Below are 17,035 nucleotides of genomic sequence, written 5' to 3' on the forward strand. Positions count from 1 at the left end.
TAACCCTGCTGTTACCCCCTTGCCACACTGCTGACAGGTATTGTTAGAAGAGTGTGGACATGAGCCAACACAACAATCGTCGAATCCAATTGGAAGCACCTGCGGAAACCCGCACGGTGCGCTTTCTTGCCTCTGCAGTCTCGGTGGATGCCGAACGGCAGAGCAGTGTCGTTACGGTTACCCGCACCGGTCAGTTTTTTGACCCCCGGTACGGCCAGTTTGAAATTACCCCCGTGATGCTACAAAGCATGGTGGATAACTTCAATAAAGGCGTATTCGGTCAGGACATCTCAATTGACCGTGCGCACAATCCGGCTGACGGCGCGGCAGGTACCATCACACGCTTATTCCTGGACAGGAACAAACTGCGTGCAGAGGTGGCGTGGACACCCTTTGGTCACGACCTGATCAAGCAAAAAGGGTATCGCTATCTGTCGGCAGAATTCATGGAGAATTTTGTCACCAATGAACACCCGTTCACTGAGCACGGGCCAACCCTGTTGGGTGCTGGCTTAGTTGTTCGTCCCTGTGTCAAAAACCTAGACCGGGTTGAACTCTCTGAAGGCGATGCTGCATTTACCGGCATGCAGCTTATCAGTGAGCAGCTCGCTACCGAACTATCCGAGGAATCAAACGTGAAAGAATTAATCAAATTGTTCACCACTGCGCTGCAGAATAAGAAACTCAGCGAAGCGGCTATTAATAAGTGGGTTGCTACTGCAACAAATGCCCTTGAAACGGTTTCTGATGAAACCCAGCAAAGGCAACTGATGGCACAACTGCAGGAAACGGCGTTATCGCTGGCAGAATCTGCGCCTGAAACGGTACCGGTTATTAATTTGAGTGCGCCATCTGCCGGCTTATCGAAAGATGACGTTGTTGCATTGATGCAGCAAATGAAAACGGAAGAGGCCAAAGCACTCAGCGAAGCGCAGCAGAAGAAAGATGCGAACATTAAACTGTTCAGCGATCACATTACTGCCACCAAAGCGCTGTCTGAAGAAACCAAAGCCAAATTGCTGAAAGCGGCAGACCTTATCACCGGTGATATGACTGAAGGCCAGGTGAAAGCCATGGCAAACCAGCAAATTACCCTGGGTGAAGAACTGGACTCACAAACCAAACTGGCAGGTATGGGCTTTACCGGTGCACATGGCCCGATGGGTTCAGTCATGCTGGCATCCGGTCACAACGCAAATGCAATGAAGCTGGCACAGGATGTCCGTAAACAGTTAAAACTGACATCTGCATTTGCAAACGGGGCAATCCGTTTGTCTGATTCTGTTGACCCGTTCGTGGATAACGTACTGACATTGTTTGATGGTCAGTATAACCAGCAACTGATGCGTGAACACAAAGTGCTCTCCGGCGAAGAAGGCAGCATGAGTGACACATCTTTACCGTATGCCTTCCGCCGTGAAGTAATTCGTGAAGCGCTGCACGACTTAAACATTCTGCAGCTGGTTGCCACTACCACTGACCCGTCTGCCCAGACAACCACCCAGATCCCTTACGAAGAGCGTAAAGCGTTCAATGGCCGTACTGATGGCCTGGTATTTGAACGCGGCGGTATTCCTAAGGCCGGCGTAAGTCAGAAAATGGACACCGCGTACGTGAACGCCATGAAGATTGCGTTCAACGTGTCTAACGAAATGATGCACTTTACCCGCGTTTCCGGTGTGAACTGGGATGCATGGGGCCGCCATGTGGCAACCTGTTCACGTATTCTGCGTGAAATTGTGGTGCGCCGTCTGGCTAACGAAATGCTGCGTATGTCTGACAGCTTCAATGCAGGCACTGTCACCAGCGAGAACATTGCGTCACAACTGGATGGTTCAACCAGCCAGATTAAAACGGCCCAGTTCCCTGTTGTCCGTCCGCATCAGGTTTATGACCTTCAGGGTACGGCAGTGGGTTCTGCTTCTAATCCGCTGGTACTTACTGTTGACGGTGCGAACATTGCGCCATTCGACGGTACCGGTAAGCAGGCAACCGGCACTTACTATGTGATCACTAACGCCAACTTGGGTTACATCACACTGGTTGATGAAACCGGTGCAGCGGTCACACCAAATGCCTCTGCCGCCACGCTCAGCTACAGCTATGCAACCAATGTCAGCAAGTTTGATATTGACCTGCCGTCTGACACCAAGCTGGAAGCGCACTTAAACGGCCTGTTACGTAAAATTGGCAGCCGCAAGGCCACCATGAAAGACGACCGTTACATTACGCCGAACTTCCTGCTGATGAGCAACACCCTGAACGACACCTGCACTAACGCTGACCAGTTCGTGGTGAGCCTGAAGCGTGACGGTGCAGACACCAACAGCATGGGTGACCTTGAAAAAGTGAAAGGCTTGCCATCATGGGCCACTAACGCCCCGGGCATCGACTTAGGCGATGAGCGTATTCTGATGGGTGAGCGCGGAACGTCTCACTACGTAGTAGCCAAAGCATTTGCGATTGGTGAAATGCAGGAAGGGCGCGACCCGGTAACCGGTGAAATGAACGGTACCAAAGAAGCATACGGTGAAGAATACAACGCGATTCATACACCCAAGCCGCTGGCGAACCGTTACACCTCTGTACTGGTTTATTCAGCAACGGGCCGTTAATCCGGTTCACTTACCCCAAAAGGGCAGGCATTTGCCTGCCCTTTTTCATGGAGCGCATTATGCAAAAGCTATTTACCAACAACACTGACAAAATTGTTTTTGAAAGCGGTGTACTTATTCCCCCGGGTGAAAGTCGTCCTGTAACGGTTATTCCCTCTTCATCAAAGAAAAAATTCGACCCTGTTCCCATTTTGGACAGACCTGTAAATGCATTAGAGAATAGTCTGGCTGGTTTAACATTGGACCAGCTTAATCAGGTGAAGGGCGCGGAAGAAAGTGGCGCAAACCGTAAAACGGCCCTGACTCTGATTAGTCAGGAAATCGAAAAACGGGAATATGACGCGGAATTAAGTGATTTCGCCAGAGAACTGTCTTCAGTGACCAATCTGGACGAATTATTACTTGCAGTTGCTGACGATGAAGCCAAGGTAGCCATGGTGGAACAGGAACTACAATCCCGCGCAGAGAAAACTAAAGATGACAATAAGTAGAACCACACTGATTACAGCGGTGACGGATGCTTTGTCGGGCAGCGCTAAGCTGCTCGACTTCACCAGCGACAGCAGTTTTGCCGATACCATGATTGATAACGCACTGGATGCACTGGCGAAGCTGGCCCCTAACACCGGTATCGATACTATTACGTTGCAACCCAATGTGCTGACGTATGCCGCCCCGGCAGATGCCTGGGCATACAAGTCTTCACCGTGGGGGACAGAACAGAATGTAGCGCCGTGGGAATCGGGGTTTGTGTCCAGACTGCCCAACGTGGAAATGAACAACGGCAACCTGTATTTCAGTTTTGCCCCGACCGCCAAAATGCTGGCCAGCCTCGGCAGCAGCTTCACTTATTATTACTACGCCACTTATGCCTACGATGGCACCACCATTACGGTTGAGCCACGCAAACAGGGATTATTGTTACTGCTTTGCCAGATGGAGTGCATGAAAGCGCTGATGATCCGTGAAGCCGGTACACAGGTGACAGCGAAAACATCAAACGGCCGCATTCAGTTCGGCAGCCCGAAAAAGGCTTACGACATTCTGGATAGTGAAGCCAGCGCACTGGCCCGTTCGCTATGAATGAAGTGGTGCTGCAGCTGAACACCCGTGCTCTGCTGAATTATTTGCAGAAGAGCATGGGAGATATCGACGCTACTGCAGCGAAGATATTACGCCGTGGTACCAATGAAGGGGTACGTGAAGCAAAGCGTGCTGCGCCTAAAGCAGAGTCAACGCTGACAAATTCAATAAACGGTAAACAGGTTTCTTTAAGTCATCAGCAAATCGTTGCCGGCGCTCATTACTCAGCGTATGTGGAAAAAGGTACGAAGAAAGGTGGCTGGGTACCGGAACAAACACTGATGGACTGGCTGAATGTAAAGAACATCACACCCGCCGACAGTGAAATGAGCATGGAAGAACTGGTGTACCTGATCCAGACAAAAATTTTCTATCACGGCACACAGGCTCAGCCTTTCATGAAACCAGCAGCAGAACATGTACGAAAAATACTGCCGGCCACTGCAGTTCGTGTTTTGAAAAATGACTTAGATATTCGGAATGCTAAAAGATGAAGCCATCTGACAACCTCAACAAGATAAAAGCCGATCTGCAATCACTGGTACCGACTGCGTATATCACCCGCAGCTATGAAGAACTGAACACCCGCGAAAATGACTCACGCCCGATTTATGCGGTGGTGTCTGCCGGCTTTCCCCGTTTCGGTGACTGGTTGCGCACTAACGACCGCAACCATAAATTTATGATCATCGCCCAGCAATGGGTCAATGACACCGTAACCGGTGAAGAGCGGGAAGAAATGGAATTCGCCATGCTGGATATCATCACCACGCTGGTTCAGCAGGACGGTGTATCCGGCGATGAAACCAATATTGAAATTACTGAAGCCCACACATCCAGACAGATGGATCCTAATCATGCCTGGGTAGTGGCAGAACTGCAATTTAACGACCTGTAAGAATTTGCCCTAACCCTGCTGAACACCTGTTGCGACACTGGCCCAATCAAAAAAGGGGGCCAGTATGCCTGTTATCAAAAATTCCACATCCAAACCGGTACGCAGTGCCGGTGTCGATTTTAAACCCGGTGAAAACAAGTTTGCTGACGGTGCGCTAACACCTGCTCAACTGGCGCAAGTGAATGCTGCGCCGGCACTGGAAATTATTGCGGTACCAGCGGATGAAAAAGCCGCGCTGCCACAGAAATCACAGGAGTCCAAAGCATGAGTGCGACTTTCCAGAAGTACAAAGTAAAACGTCTGCTGCTTACCATGGCCGTGTTTGCGTCCGGTCAGAGCTTAACGGTAGGTGAAGATTACATCGCTGCGGGCCAGACGCCGGTTCATATTCAAACCAAGAATGCCACCCTGACCCTCAATGTCGATACCCTCGACCGCGAACTGGACGATGCCACACTGGGTTATAAGCCTCAGATGCTGGTTGGCCAGCACTTCGAAATCTCTACGGAAATTGAAGTGGCCGGTGCCGGTACCGCAGGCAATGCGCCGGTATATGGCGGCATGTTCAAAACGGCAGCTTTCGGTGAAACGCTGAATGCCGGTACGGATGCCACTTACGAACAGCTGGACGATGATAGCTGGCCGGATGCCACGTTCTACTTTTTCCATGCTGGCCGGAATCACAAATTGCTGGGTGCCCAGGCTAACATCAGTTGGTCGCTGGCGAACGGTGCAGTGCCTACCTATACGCTGACCATCAAAGGCATTTATGGCGGGGTACTGGCGGCAACCATGCCAACACCGTCATTCAATCAGATCACGCCGGTGAAAGTGGGCAGTCAGTACACCACGTTCATGCTGGACGGCACAGAATACGCCATGATCAATTACTCCTGTGACCAGTCGATGGAAGTGAATTACACCGACATTCCGGGCTATGAAGGCATCAGTATTGATGACATCAAGCCGGAAGGCTCTATCGAAATTCTGGCGCCGGAACATGGTGATTTCGATCCGTTTGCGCTGGTTACCAGCGAAGCACAAACATTCATGCCGGTGTCGTGTGTGCACGGCGGTACTGCCGGCAACATCGTCACGTTCTCAAACCCCCAAATTCAAATCCTTGGCGTCAGTTACGGTGAATTTGAAGGTAAACGCACCTTCATTCTGCCCTACGGCGGCATTGGTAAAAACACAGTTACGGTGGCCTGATGAAACTGCAAATAGTCAAAAAAGAAAGTGTGGTATGGCCGGTGACTGTGAATGTTCCGGCTGATGGCGGCGGTACCGAGCAACACAAGTTTTTTGCCCGCTTTAAGCGCCTGTCAGAAGAGGAATTCGACAGCGTGTCAAAAGGCGGTCAGAACCTGCTGCTTAAGAAAGTGGTGATGGAAGTAGGTGACACGGAAAAGGACATGGAAGTCGTCTCCGCTGCTGATCACAAAGAGCTGCTGGCAGACACCAATTATCGCGTTGGCCTTTACAACGCTTACCTGCGGATGGATGCCGGGGTAGAGGAAAAAAACTAACAGAGGCCGCCCTGTTCTGGGTCGGCCCTTCTGTAACCAGCAAGGACAAAGACGAATACATTGCGCAGCTGCGTGACGGCTACGGCATGACAGAGGCGCAAATTAAGGAGCACCTGCAACAAGATGATGACTTTCAGGATCGCACACTTGAACTGCTTCCGGAAAACCAGGCTGCTTTTTATTGGTTTCTGGATGTTGATGACCTCTGGATTTTTTCCGAAGGCATTCGTGTGGCGCTGGATATCCGCGCCGTTCTGGCAGATGCAGAAGCTATCGAACGCCGTTACACCAAACAAGATTACGTGAAGCTGCGGCAACTAAGCCGCCATGTAGTCGCTACTCTGGCAGAGCGATACCGTGAGCAAAAGTGATTTAGACATCATGATCAACCTGCTGGCAAATACCAAAGGTATGCGCAAAGAGTATCAGCAGGCCATTACCGAGCAGGTTGCCCTGAATAAAGAACTGACCCGTGGTCAGTCTGCATCAGCAGGACAGGCTGCGGCATTCACGCTGGTTGAAGCCAGCGTGAAGAAACTGGACAACCATGTTCAGCAGCTGGTGAACCAACAGAACCGGCTGAACAAAGAAATCAATGAATCCCGTCAGCAATCCACCACAGCCACAGCCGGCATTACTCAGTATGAAAATGCTTTGCAGGAAGTGGAACGCGAGCTGCGGCAGGTTATTGCACACCAGAACAACCTGAACAGCACCTTACGCAACACTGAGGTTAGCGGCAGAGCGGCCAGCCGGAATATTAAAGATATTGAAACCAGCAGCCGCGGCTTAGGTGATGCCGTTCGCCCTCTGGCTGGCTATATGGCCGGTGTGTTCGGCGTGTTTGCCGCCACCAACGCTGCCGTGAACATCAAAGACACGCTGGCAGATTACCAGCAGTTCCGTACCCGGCTGCAGTACTTAAGCGAAGATACCCGCGACTACGCAAACAGCATGGCATTTCTGACGACTCTGGCTGAAGAACACGGTAAATCAGTACTTACCATGGGTGAAAGCTACGCGTCACTGGCGGCTCTTCGTAAAGGTGACATCATCGACCAGCAGCAACAGCAGCAGCTGATGACTGGCCTGAGTAACGCACAAAGCGCACTGGGCGTATCGACCGACCAGCTGGGCAACCTGATGTACGGTTTAGGGCAGGCATTGTCCCAGCCTAATATTCAGGCTCAGGAATTTAATCAGGTCATGGAACCGTTACCGGGCCTGATGCAGGCGATGACCCGTGCGGCCGGACTGCAAGGGCAAACATATCGGGATCTGGTACTGGCCGGTAAAGTGACCAGCGCCATGTTCCGTGACGACTTGATTAAAGCGCTGGGTGAGTATGACGGCGCGGCCAAAGCGAATATCAACAATATTACCGCACAGGAAAACGCCCTTGAGAACCTGCGCGTTCAGACCATCGCTGCCTTTGAAGAGCCCATAAACAACGTATACGGCACGCTGCTTGAAACCACGGCAGATGCAATGACATTTGTTCGGGACAATGCAGAAACACTCACCTCTGCAATCGAAACACTGACAACCGTGGGCCTGATCCGGGGCGTGGCTGCTGTTACCAATTACACGACAAGTCTGGGTAAAGAAGCTATTGCGAAAAACGCCAGCGCACAGGCTACGTTAATCGCAGCCAAACGGCAGCATGAGTACAACCTTTCTGTACAGGCAGGCGCTCAGCGCTCACTGGCAGTAGCCACATCTGATACAGCCAGAGCTGCAGCACTGACACGCCTGGCAAAAGCTAATCAGGCGGTGGTGGCCAGCCAGACGGCAGTGAATGTGGCCACAGCGCAATACGCAGTGGTTGGCAGAGCTGCTACAGCAGTAGCCCGCGGACTATGGGCCGCTATTGGCGGTATTCCGGGACTTATTCTGCTGGGGGCTTACGCGGTATATGAATTTGCCAGCAGCACTGATGAAGCCACATCCAAAACCGGTGACTTAAAAACAGAAACTAAGGATTTAGCATCAGAGATTAACGACCTGATAGCCAAATATAAGCAGCTGGATGATGCCGGCAAAAATATCGAACTGAAGAAACTGGATGCGCAGGAACTCTCTGCGCGTCAGAAAGTACTCGAGTTAGAAAACAAAATTCGTGAAACACGGGATAAGTATTACCAGCCTGGTACCGTCCGGTATCAGGAACCGGCTGAACTGGTTGCTTTGAGAAAGTCACAGGCCGAATTTCAAAAACTTGCCGACGACACGGCAAAGAAAAAAGCAGAACTGTTCAATATTGATTTATCCAGTGTCCAGTGGGTGAAACCAGACCCTGTTGTTGAAGTAAACAGTGAGCTGGAGAAGTTGCTGGCTAATCTGGAAAAACAACGTGCTCTGTATGGCGAAACGAGCGAAGCGGCAAAAGTTGCTTATGAAACCACCTATGGTTCATTAAAAAGCTTAACAGCAGAAGAGAAAGCACAGCTTATTCTGGCCGCATCAAAACTTGATGCGAAAAAAGCTGAAGCAGATGCCAATCGCACTCTGCAGGCGGAAGTAGACAAACTGCTTGAGAAACACCACGAAGAATTGGAACTTTACGGCGATACCAGCCGGGAAGCACAGGTGCGTTACGACATCGAATACGGTGCTTTGAAGAACGTAAACGATGAGCTGAAGAAAAAACTGATCCTGCAGGCGCAGGAACTGGACAACCTCGCAGAAGCAAAAACGATGCAAAGCAAGGTTGAACGTATTGCCGCCGCCACGCAAACCCCGACCCAGCGTGAGAACAGTACTTATCAGGAAAACATTATCACGCTGGAAACCTACCGTGATTCTCTGCCGGAAACAGACCTGACCAAACGACAGGAAATAAACCAGCTGATTGAAGCAGAGCAACGCCGGCATGATCAGGTTCTCCGTGAAATTGAAGACAGCCGGAAAACTGACTTCGACATGATGTGGCAGGAATCTTTCGATCGCTTCGCAGCCGGTGTCGGGCAGGCAACAGTTTCTGCACTTGATGACTCTGAGAATTTAGGTGATGGCCTGAAGAATGTCATTACTGCGGTGGGTAAACAGTCTCTGGCCACACTGGTTGAAATAGGTGTGAAAGAGGCAGGGAATTTCGCTATGCGGGCCTTGCTACGTAAAAGCGATCTGGCTGACGATGCAGCCACGCAAACAGCAGGTAATGCCCTTGCAGTGACTACGGGGGTTACCACCGCTGCCGCGCTGACGGCAGCATGGACTCCCGCTGCTGCAATGGTATCGCTGGCAACAATGGGAGCCAATGCCGCTGCCGCCAGTGCCGGTATTACCAGCACTATGGCATTAACAAAAGGGTTGGGTTACGCAGGCATGTTCGACAATGGTGGCCGCATTCCTGCCGGCCAGTTCGGTATCGCCGGTGAGTTTGGTCCGGAAATCGTCAGGGGCCCTGCGTATGTTACCAGCCGCAAAGATACCGCTTCTATGCTCAGTTCTGCGCAGTCGCAAACCAGCGCGGGCAGCACAGTCGTTAATTATACAGATAACTCCGTTACCAACATTTCCGGCGGCAACACTGATGAAGTTGTTGAGAAAGTACGCCCCATGCTTAAAGCACAGAAAGAAGAAACATTAGCTGAAGTCGGTATGCAACTTAAGCGCGGCCGTGGTGTTGTGTATGACGGACTGAGGGCTTCACGATGAGCAGTATTCCGGTTTTTCCCCGCCATATTTTGCCGGGTTCCCTCAAATTTCGCATTCAGCCTAACAGCCATGTGACAACCGGCCCCAACAGAATGAGTGAAGTGTGGGTACGCCCCGGAGCAATCTGGACGTTCTCGGCTACATTCACCAAAATTCGCTATACACCGGCCCGTGAGCTGGACACATTCATAGACAACCTCGACGGTTCAGCCGGCCAGTTCATGATGTGGGATTCCACGCACCGTCAACTGGGCGAGTGGGGCGGCACACCGGTGGTAAATGGAAACAATCAGTCCGGTACCGTGCTGACCATTCGCAATGCTGAGCCAAACAGCCTGATTGCCCCTGCCGGTGACCGTTTTCAACTGGATAACTATCTGTACAAACTGATGGAAGATGCGGTTGCAGACAGCAGCGGTAATTGCACACTGCGGTTCAGGCCGCAGCTGTTTACTGAGCCGACAGACGGCACAAGCCTTATCGTCACCGACCCCATGTGCAAAATGATGCTGCCGGATAACGCGCAGGGTCCGAATTTCGCCAGCCGCAAACTCATCCTGACTGATTTCACCATCAGCGGTTACACGAGTTTACGCCGATGAGTACCCGTGTTCTTGATCCGCAAATGGAAAGCCTGCTGGAAGGCGAAGAGAAAAAAGCCTGCCTGATGGGTTCGATTGTCTGGCCGTCCGGTGTGGTCCGCTTTCACAACGGCATAGGCACTCTGCGCTGGGATGGTGAAGCATGGTACGGCGTAGGCGAATGGGGAAACATCGACAATATCCGTGAAGGTACGCCGGGCGCCATGACACTGAATCTGCGAACGGCTGATGCCGCACAGGTGGAAGAGGCATTGCGGGAAGATGCCGGCGGCGGCGAAGTGCGCATTTATCTCGGTGCGTTTAACGACGATTTTCAACTGGCCGCTGTGCAGCTGATGTACATCGGCGAAGTAAACCGTACCCCGGTGAAGTACACAGCGCCCCCTACCATTTCTGTTGAAGTTGTCAGTATTTCCAGCCGCTGGAACATGCCCAAGCGGTACACCAATTACAACTCTGCATCACAACGCGCCCGTCATCCGCAGGACAGCTTTTTTGATGATGTGGAAAACGTAGCGAAGGGCCCGCTTTCTTCTTACAGCGGCAGCAACACTATCACTACCGGACGTTCATCTGCAGGGGGGCGCAGCAGCGCTGGCGGTGGCGGCGGATCAGGACTTGCGAAAAAATGAAGAGACTCACTACCTGGACACAGCAACTTACGCAATTTATTACCGGCAAAAAGCATCAGCCCTTTGAATGGGGTGTCAATGACTGCTGTTTGTTTGCCGCTGATGCAGTACTGGCCATCACGGGAGAGGATCCAGCCATTCAGTTCCGGAACCGTTACAGCACCCGCCTCGGCGCGGCCCGTGTGCTTAAAAATGAAGGACACGACAACATAGAAAGCGCGATTACGGCGATGCTGGGCGAACCGGTACCGAGACTCAGTGTGCGCCGTGGCGATGTGGTACTGGTGGATCTTAACGGCGATATGACCGCCGGCATTATGTTTGGTCAGGTGCTGGCTCCTGGTGAGCAGGGTATTGCTACCGTGTCACCGCTGGATATCACTACGGTCTGGAGGGTTGGCTGATGCCTACGGTCATTATTGGTGTAGCGGCAGCCATCGCTGCAAGTGCAGTTGTTACCTCTGTAGTGTATGCCATTGCCATCGGGGTTGCTGTAGCCGTAGCTGCGAATTCCATGATTCCCGATATACCGTCTTCAATGGGCGGCGTGGATACATCTAACCAGAACCTGCGCACAGAAAGTAACCCGCCACGACTGATGATTGTCGGCGAGGCGGTGACCAGCGGCCCTATCACGAAATATGAAAAGCTCATCGTTAACGAAACCGAGTTTCACCTGTTCGTTACCCCGCTGGCCGACCATCCCTGTGAAAGTGTTGAGTTGTACCAACTGGACGGAGTGGAACGCACCAGCTGGATTGGCTCCGGTTACCGGCTGATTTACGAACTGGGCAATCAAACTGAGCCGAATACCATTCTGTCGCAGGAAATGGTCACTGTTGATGAAAACTTTGTCGGCTTCGGGATCACCTATGTGTATCACCGCTACGAAATAAACCCCGACATTTTCCCCAACGGTGTGCAGGACGTTAAATTCAAAGTAAAAGGCATTGCGGTTTATGATCCCCGCAAAGATTCCACCGTTGGCGGTAGCGGTACCCATCGTGCAAACGACGAAACCACATGGGAATGGAGCGACAATGCAGCGCTGGTTAACCTGCACTGGAAGCGTTTCGGTGGCGATTACGAAATTCCGGTGGAAATGTTCGATATCCAGAATCTGGCATACGAAGCGGGTTTGTGTGACGAGGAAGTCACCTTCACTGATGCACAGGGCACTGAACACACAGAGAAGCGCTGGACGTGTAACGGTATTATCGACCTGAACCAGGGCCAGCGTCTGGTTGAAGAGGAACTGCTGAAAAGTTGTGGTGGCCGCTGGGTTGAAGCCGGCGGTAAATTCTGGCTGCTGACAGCTGCTTATCGTGGCCCTGCCACAGTAACGCTCACAGATGACGACCTGAAAGACGACATCAGCCGCGAACCGTACACCGCCATGGAAGATCGCTGTAATGCGGTAACGGCAACGTTCATTAATCCTAAGGCGTTTTATCAGCAGACAACCTGTACCGAAATTAGCAGCACGTATTATGAAACCGTGCGTGATAAGCGCTATTTGCTGCATAAGCGTGAGCTGGGTTACACAAACTCTGACACAATGTGCCAGCGCCTGAACCGTATCTTCATGGAGCAGGTCGGGGCAGGTGACACCCTGAAAATTGTGGTCGGCTGGCGCGGAATTAAATGTCCGCCCGGCACTGTGGTATCGCCGGATTTCAAGGAAGCCGGAATCAGTGGCAAGGAATATGAGGTTATTGATTACGACCTCGACCCGAACGAATTTCTGTGGACACTGACACTGAAAGAAACCGGTGCAGCACTGTATGACGATTCCGTTATTCCGGCAGAAAAAGACTTACTGCCCAATACCACAATCGACAACACGCTGATTTCTGAACCGTACAATGTCCAGTACACAGAAACCCCCGCTGACAGTTTCCGGCAGGGTGTATTGACTTGGCAACATGAAACCCCGTTAAGCCTGCGCCGGTTCTCTGTGGAAATCACCCGTGTTCCGGACGATGGCTTCAGCCGCAAGTACTACCCGACAGACCCGGAGCAGAATATAACCAACCTGCCAATTGGCACGTATCAGGTAGCTGTGCGGGCGCAAAACCGGTTTGAGAAAAGCAGCGACCCGGTTTACAGAACGTTTGCAGTTAACAGCACTGCCACACCATCCGGTGTAACCACACAGGTTCTGACCGGTAAGGTCATTGTGACCGGCCCGCCACTTCCGCACGATGGTGCTACGTATGACTGGCGGTATGCCTTCGATGGCGTGTGGGGTTCGTCGTACGATGGTGGCCGCAATGTTTCTCTGACCATCACCAATACGCCGCAGGGCGGCACTGTCACAGTGTGGTACAGGCTTATCGACGGTGAACGGGCCGACCCGAACTGGACCAGCTTTCAGATTGGCGGGTTGCTGAGCGAAACCATTTACACATGGATCCGCTACGCAGATGACGAGCAGGGGAACGGCATTTCCGCTGACCCGACCAATAAGCAGTACATCGGCTTTGCCTATAACAAACCGGTACCGACCCCATCTGAAACCCCGACAGATTACACGTGGGGTTTGATGACAACGCAGGGTATTCCGGGAGACCCCGGCGCGGACGGTGTAACCACATACACGTGGATCCGCTATGCAGACAATGCCGCCGGCACTATCGGATTCAGTAATACACCACTGGGCACGACACAGTACATAGGTATTGCGCACAACAAAACCACTGCAACGGAATCGACAGACCCTGAAGATTATGTGTGGGCACACTTTAAAGGTGATCCCGGTCCTCAAGGTGTGGCCGGTGCCCCCGGTGCTGATGGACAAACTACCTACACATGGATTAAGTACGCAGATAATGCCAGTGGTGGCGGGCTAAGCAATGACCCTACCGGCAAAGCGTACATAGGCTTTGCGTACAATAAAAACACGCCGTCTGAATCATCGAACGCCGCAGATTACACATGGGCGAAAGTGAAAGGCGATCAGGGCGATACCGGTGTGGCCGGTGCACCTGGTGCTGACGGCCAAACCACTTACACGTGGATTAAATACAGCGCCAATGCTGACGGAACCGGTCTGACCGACGACCCGCAAAGCAACACGGCTTATATTGGTATCGCCGTGAATAAACTGGTTGCCGCAGAGTCCAGTAATAAAGCCGATTACGTATGGTCAAAGTGGAAAGGTGATCAGGGTCCGCAGGGTGTGCCGGGTGCTCCGGGTGCCGATGGCCAGACGACTTATACATGGATTAAATATGCTGATGATGCTAGCGGTACCGGATTAAGCAATGACCCGTCCGGTAAAGAATTCATCGGATTTGCCTACAACAAAACCACGCAAACTGAATCAACGTCACCCGGGGATTATGTCTGGTCGCGTATGACCGGTCAGGGTGTGCCAGGCGCTCCGGGTGCCGATGGCCAGACGACTTATACATGGATTAAGTATGCTGCCAATTCAGATGGCACATCCGGCTTTAATGACGCCCCGCAGTCCAATACAACGCACATCGGTATCGCCGTTAATAAAACCACTGCCAGCGAATCTACCAATCCGGCAGATTATGTCTGGTCTCGGTTCAAAGGTGATACAGGCCCGCAAGGTAATACGGGTGCGAAAGGGGATACAGGTTCACCTGGCGCAGACGGACAGGACGGCGTAGCTGCGCCGAACGTCATTCCGACAAGAGGGTTGATATGGCATTTCCGGAACAGCAATAACGGCGGCTGGGTGCCTTATAATTCAAGCTTCGGCTACGGAGTCGACACATTAATCGTAAACGGAACATCCAGCTCTCCCTACATCGTAAGGAATTCAATAGGGCCTTTTGCAGGCCGCGACAGCTATGCAATAGTAGTTAAAGTGCGCTGTCTGGATACGGATATATCCAGTACAACAGCAAGGCTATATTACACCCGCTCCGGCGACACTGGTTACACGTCAGACAGGCGCAAATTTATTACTCAGAAATATGTTCAGAACGAATACACTTACCTGATTTTTGACATGCGCGATGATGCCACATTCACTGCTGCCGATATCATCGGACTGCGTGTTGACCCCGGCAGCGGTGAACACGACTGGGAATTTGATCAGATATGGGTTGGTTACACCGGCGCCGCTGACGAAACAGATTACGAAGACAGCCGTATCAGCAATGATGCTCTGCAAGCCGGTACTGTTCTGTATTACAACGACCAGCGCAGCTCTTCAGTAGGCTGGAGCGATGGCAGTCAGAATAGTGGCGGTAACGCATATTCTGTGACATCCAGCTACACCGGTGATGCCTATGTTCATGTTTTATCTGCCGACTCAGAAGGCGGGCATTTCATATCAATGAATGGTATTCAGGCCGGTAACGGACTTTCCGGCGCAGACGATGAACTGCGCTGGTATACACGTAAAGTGGCTGTGACTGCGGGTAGTAACACACTCAGACTATACCGGTTGAACTCGGATGGCGGTTCATTCTATGCCGTGGTAGTTACTAACACCCAGATATTCGATCCTGAAGCGTTTTTGTCATCACGTGATGCCTATCTAAACAACCGGATCGGCGCTGTACGACCCGACAGTTACTACAAAAATTCCAACACAACTAAGAGCGATGTTGGTTTACCCAATGTTGATAACGTATCGCAGTCGACAATTATTGCAGGTGCGAACGCAGCTGCGCTTCAAAATGAATTATTGCGCAATCCATCGGGGCTGGGTGTTAACTTCTTTCCGGCCATGTATGTAAATCCGCTTGATGGAGTGCCGTTCGGGAGTAAAAGCGGCACAGCAACAGTAGGTAGCACAACATACAACTACGATCAGCCATCCGGCGGTTCTGTACTCAGTATCGACGCCTATGGCAGTGACGCATGGGTGAATTTGTCTGTTTCAGGCTACAACATAAAAATACCGGCTGGAAAAAAATGGATAGTGAGTGCGTGGATTAGTAATCGTTCTGCCACCGAGGGGTCAAGGAATGGTCAATTCTATTTCGGTCACCCTAATGATTCAGGCGGCACGTCACACATGGCAGGGTCGTTTCAGTTAAAAGACGATTCTAACTACCAGTGGCATCGCTATTCTGCGGTTATCGATATGACCAGCTCAACAAATGGCCGCAATGATGCGAAGGAGGTGTATTTCCGCATCGACAACGATGCAGGGTCTGGAACAAAATGGCGCTTCGACCAGATTATGATTGAAATCGCAAAGGACGGAGATACTGACTTTATTCCGAGCCCTTATACGCTGCCGCCGGGAATGCCTGTCCTATCATCCCGAAACCTGCCCACTGCCACATCAATGGGTTATGCGGCGGTAACCACAACTGTCAACCTTTCAAGCAGCGTGGATAGTGGTAATTCATCAAAAGCCCGGATTGATATTTCTGCGCACTCAGTGAATGCCAGTGGCGGCAGCATCAGCTACAACTCAGGTTCGATATCTAACCTGTCGCAGGGCACTTATCACTACGTCTATTGTGATGACCCTTACGGCGTGGGCGGTAATGTGTCGTACAGCGCGACCACATCAACAGCGAATCTTGCACAGGATGGGCGTTATGTACTGGGCCGCATCAAAACATATTCAACAGGCGGTGGTACAACAGCGCCTGATATGGGGGATTGTCCGCATGCTGATACATGGCTGACCGACACCCTGCAGGCGAAAGATGTTCAGGTAGGTGATGTGATTGATGCTGCTGTCGATGGCAAGCCGCAAAAGGGTGTTGTCATTGCGGTAAAAGCGGAAGTTGAGGACTGCGTAACGCTCACTACCGAGTCAGGTAACACAAAAACCGTATCCCTGCTGACGCCTGTTGATATGCGCTATGGCAACTCTTTGCTGGCTGTGAATATCAGATTAGGCGATGAAATGCTGGCAGAACAGCCGGATGGTTCTCTGGTATGGGAGCAGGTGATATCAAAAGTGATTATCCCGCAACAGCCGGTAATGCACATATCTCTGGGCGGCAAGAACTTTCTGGGCGGTGCAGACCCGTCACGCCGCCTGGTAACTCACAACTTAAACAAACCTTAG

Annotated in this window: 14 protein-coding genes; all 14 read left to right on the plus strand. The window is 51.7% G+C overall.

What is annotated here, in order from left to right:
- Positions 1-59: 59 nt before the first annotated feature.
- Positions 60-2,615 carry a phage protease gene (locus DS731_RS07260; RefSeq protein WP_119500695.1) on the plus strand — a complete coding sequence of 852 codons (2,556 nt, stop codon included), beginning with the start codon at positions 60-62 and terminating at the stop codon, positions 2,613-2,615.
- Between the two features lie 59 nt (positions 2,616-2,674).
- Complete coding sequence (locus tag DS731_RS07265) at positions 2,675-3,106, plus strand: hypothetical protein (RefSeq protein ID WP_150154257.1); 432 nt, start codon at positions 2,675-2,677, stop codon at positions 3,104-3,106.
- Complete coding sequence (locus DS731_RS07270) at positions 3,093-3,698, plus strand: hypothetical protein (RefSeq protein ID WP_119500697.1); 606 nt, start codon at positions 3,093-3,095, stop codon at positions 3,696-3,698. The genes DS731_RS07265 and DS731_RS07270 overlap by 14 nt, the downstream gene beginning before the upstream one ends.
- Positions 3,695-4,192 (plus strand): HK97-gp10 family putative phage morphogenesis protein, encoded by a 498-nt coding sequence (locus tag DS731_RS07275; RefSeq protein WP_119500698.1) that lies wholly within the window; start codon positions 3,695-3,697, stop codon positions 4,190-4,192. Before DS731_RS07270 ends, DS731_RS07275 begins: the two co-directional genes overlap by 4 nt.
- On the plus strand, positions 4,189-4,596 hold the full coding sequence (locus tag DS731_RS07280) for a hypothetical protein (protein ID WP_119500699.1): 408 nt from the start codon (positions 4,189-4,191) through the stop codon (positions 4,594-4,596). The genes DS731_RS07275 and DS731_RS07280 overlap by 4 nt, the downstream gene beginning before the upstream one ends.
- A 64-nt stretch (positions 4,597-4,660) precedes the next feature.
- Positions 4,661-4,864: a hypothetical protein gene (locus DS731_RS07285; RefSeq protein WP_119500700.1), complete on the plus strand. Its 204-nt coding sequence runs from the start codon at positions 4,661-4,663 to the stop codon at positions 4,862-4,864.
- Positions 4,861-5,808 (plus strand): hypothetical protein, encoded by a 948-nt coding sequence (locus tag DS731_RS07290; RefSeq protein ID WP_119500701.1) that lies wholly within the window; start codon positions 4,861-4,863, stop codon positions 5,806-5,808. Before DS731_RS07285 ends, DS731_RS07290 begins: the two co-directional genes overlap by 4 nt.
- Positions 5,808-6,125, plus strand: a complete 318-nt coding sequence (locus DS731_RS07295; RefSeq protein WP_119500702.1) for a hypothetical protein — start codon at positions 5,808-5,810, stop codon at positions 6,123-6,125. Before DS731_RS07290 ends, DS731_RS07295 begins: the two co-directional genes overlap by 1 nt.
- A gap of 86 nt (positions 6,126-6,211) precedes the next feature.
- Entirely contained in the window at positions 6,212-6,496 is a 285-nt protein-coding gene (locus DS731_RS07300) for a DUF1799 domain-containing protein (protein WP_119500703.1), read from the plus strand.
- Complete coding sequence (locus DS731_RS07305; protein WP_119500704.1) at positions 6,483-9,785, plus strand: tape measure protein; 3,303 nt, start codon at positions 6,483-6,485, stop codon at positions 9,783-9,785. The genes DS731_RS07300 and DS731_RS07305 overlap by 14 nt, the downstream gene beginning before the upstream one ends.
- Positions 9,782-10,387 carry a hypothetical protein gene (locus tag DS731_RS07310; RefSeq protein ID WP_119500705.1) on the plus strand — a complete coding sequence of 202 codons (606 nt, stop codon included), beginning with the start codon at positions 9,782-9,784 and terminating at the stop codon, positions 10,385-10,387. The genes DS731_RS07305 and DS731_RS07310 overlap by 4 nt, the downstream gene beginning before the upstream one ends.
- On the plus strand, positions 10,384-11,019 hold the full coding sequence (locus tag DS731_RS07315; RefSeq protein ID WP_119500706.1) for a hypothetical protein: 636 nt from the start codon (positions 10,384-10,386) through the stop codon (positions 11,017-11,019). The genes DS731_RS07310 and DS731_RS07315 overlap by 4 nt, the downstream gene beginning before the upstream one ends.
- Positions 11,016-11,423 (plus strand): DUF6950 family protein, encoded by a 408-nt coding sequence (locus tag DS731_RS07320; RefSeq protein ID WP_119500707.1) that lies wholly within the window; start codon positions 11,016-11,018, stop codon positions 11,421-11,423. Before DS731_RS07315 ends, DS731_RS07320 begins: the two co-directional genes overlap by 4 nt.
- Positions 11,423-17,035 carry a collagen-like triple helix repeat-containing protein gene (locus DS731_RS07325; protein WP_119500708.1) on the plus strand — a complete coding sequence of 1,871 codons (5,613 nt, stop codon included), beginning with the start codon at positions 11,423-11,425 and terminating at the stop codon, positions 17,033-17,035. The genes DS731_RS07320 and DS731_RS07325 overlap by 1 nt, the downstream gene beginning before the upstream one ends.

The sequence above is a fragment of the Alteromonas sp. RKMC-009 genome, assembly GCF_003584565.2.
Lineage (GTDB): Bacteria > Pseudomonadota > Gammaproteobacteria > Enterobacterales > Alteromonadaceae > Alteromonas.

Bases quoted from the DNA above. Each gene is read 5' to 3' on its own strand.
- DS731_RS07325 (WP_119500708.1), top strand. From the start codon at position 11,423: ATGCCTACGGTCATTATTGGTGTAGCGGCAGCCATCGCTGCAAGTGCA.
- DS731_RS07265 (WP_150154257.1), top strand. From the start codon at position 2,675: ATGCAAAAGCTATTTACCAACAACACTGACAAAATTGTTTTTGAAAGC.
- DS731_RS07285 (WP_119500700.1), top strand. From the start codon at position 4,661: ATGCCTGTTATCAAAAATTCCACATCCAAACCGGTACGCAGTGCCGGT.
- DS731_RS07295 (WP_119500702.1), top strand. From the start codon at position 5,808: ATGAAACTGCAAATAGTCAAAAAAGAAAGTGTGGTATGGCCGGTGACT.
- DS731_RS07290 (WP_119500701.1), top strand. From the start codon at position 4,861: ATGAGTGCGACTTTCCAGAAGTACAAAGTAAAACGTCTGCTGCTTACC.
- DS731_RS07310 (WP_119500705.1), top strand. From the start codon at position 9,782: ATGAGCAGTATTCCGGTTTTTCCCCGCCATATTTTGCCGGGTTCCCTC.
- DS731_RS07275 (WP_119500698.1), top strand. From the start codon at position 3,695: ATGAATGAAGTGGTGCTGCAGCTGAACACCCGTGCTCTGCTGAATTAT.
- DS731_RS07260 (WP_119500695.1), top strand. From the start codon at position 60: ATGAGCCAACACAACAATCGTCGAATCCAATTGGAAGCACCTGCGGAA.
- DS731_RS07270 (WP_119500697.1), top strand. From the start codon at position 3,093: ATGACAATAAGTAGAACCACACTGATTACAGCGGTGACGGATGCTTTG.
- DS731_RS07315 (WP_119500706.1), top strand. From the start codon at position 10,384: ATGAGTACCCGTGTTCTTGATCCGCAAATGGAAAGCCTGCTGGAAGGC.
- DS731_RS07280 (WP_119500699.1), top strand. From the start codon at position 4,189: ATGAAGCCATCTGACAACCTCAACAAGATAAAAGCCGATCTGCAATCA.
- DS731_RS07300 (WP_119500703.1), top strand. From the start codon at position 6,212: ATGACAGAGGCGCAAATTAAGGAGCACCTGCAACAAGATGATGACTTT.
- DS731_RS07320 (WP_119500707.1), top strand. From the start codon at position 11,016: ATGAAGAGACTCACTACCTGGACACAGCAACTTACGCAATTTATTACC.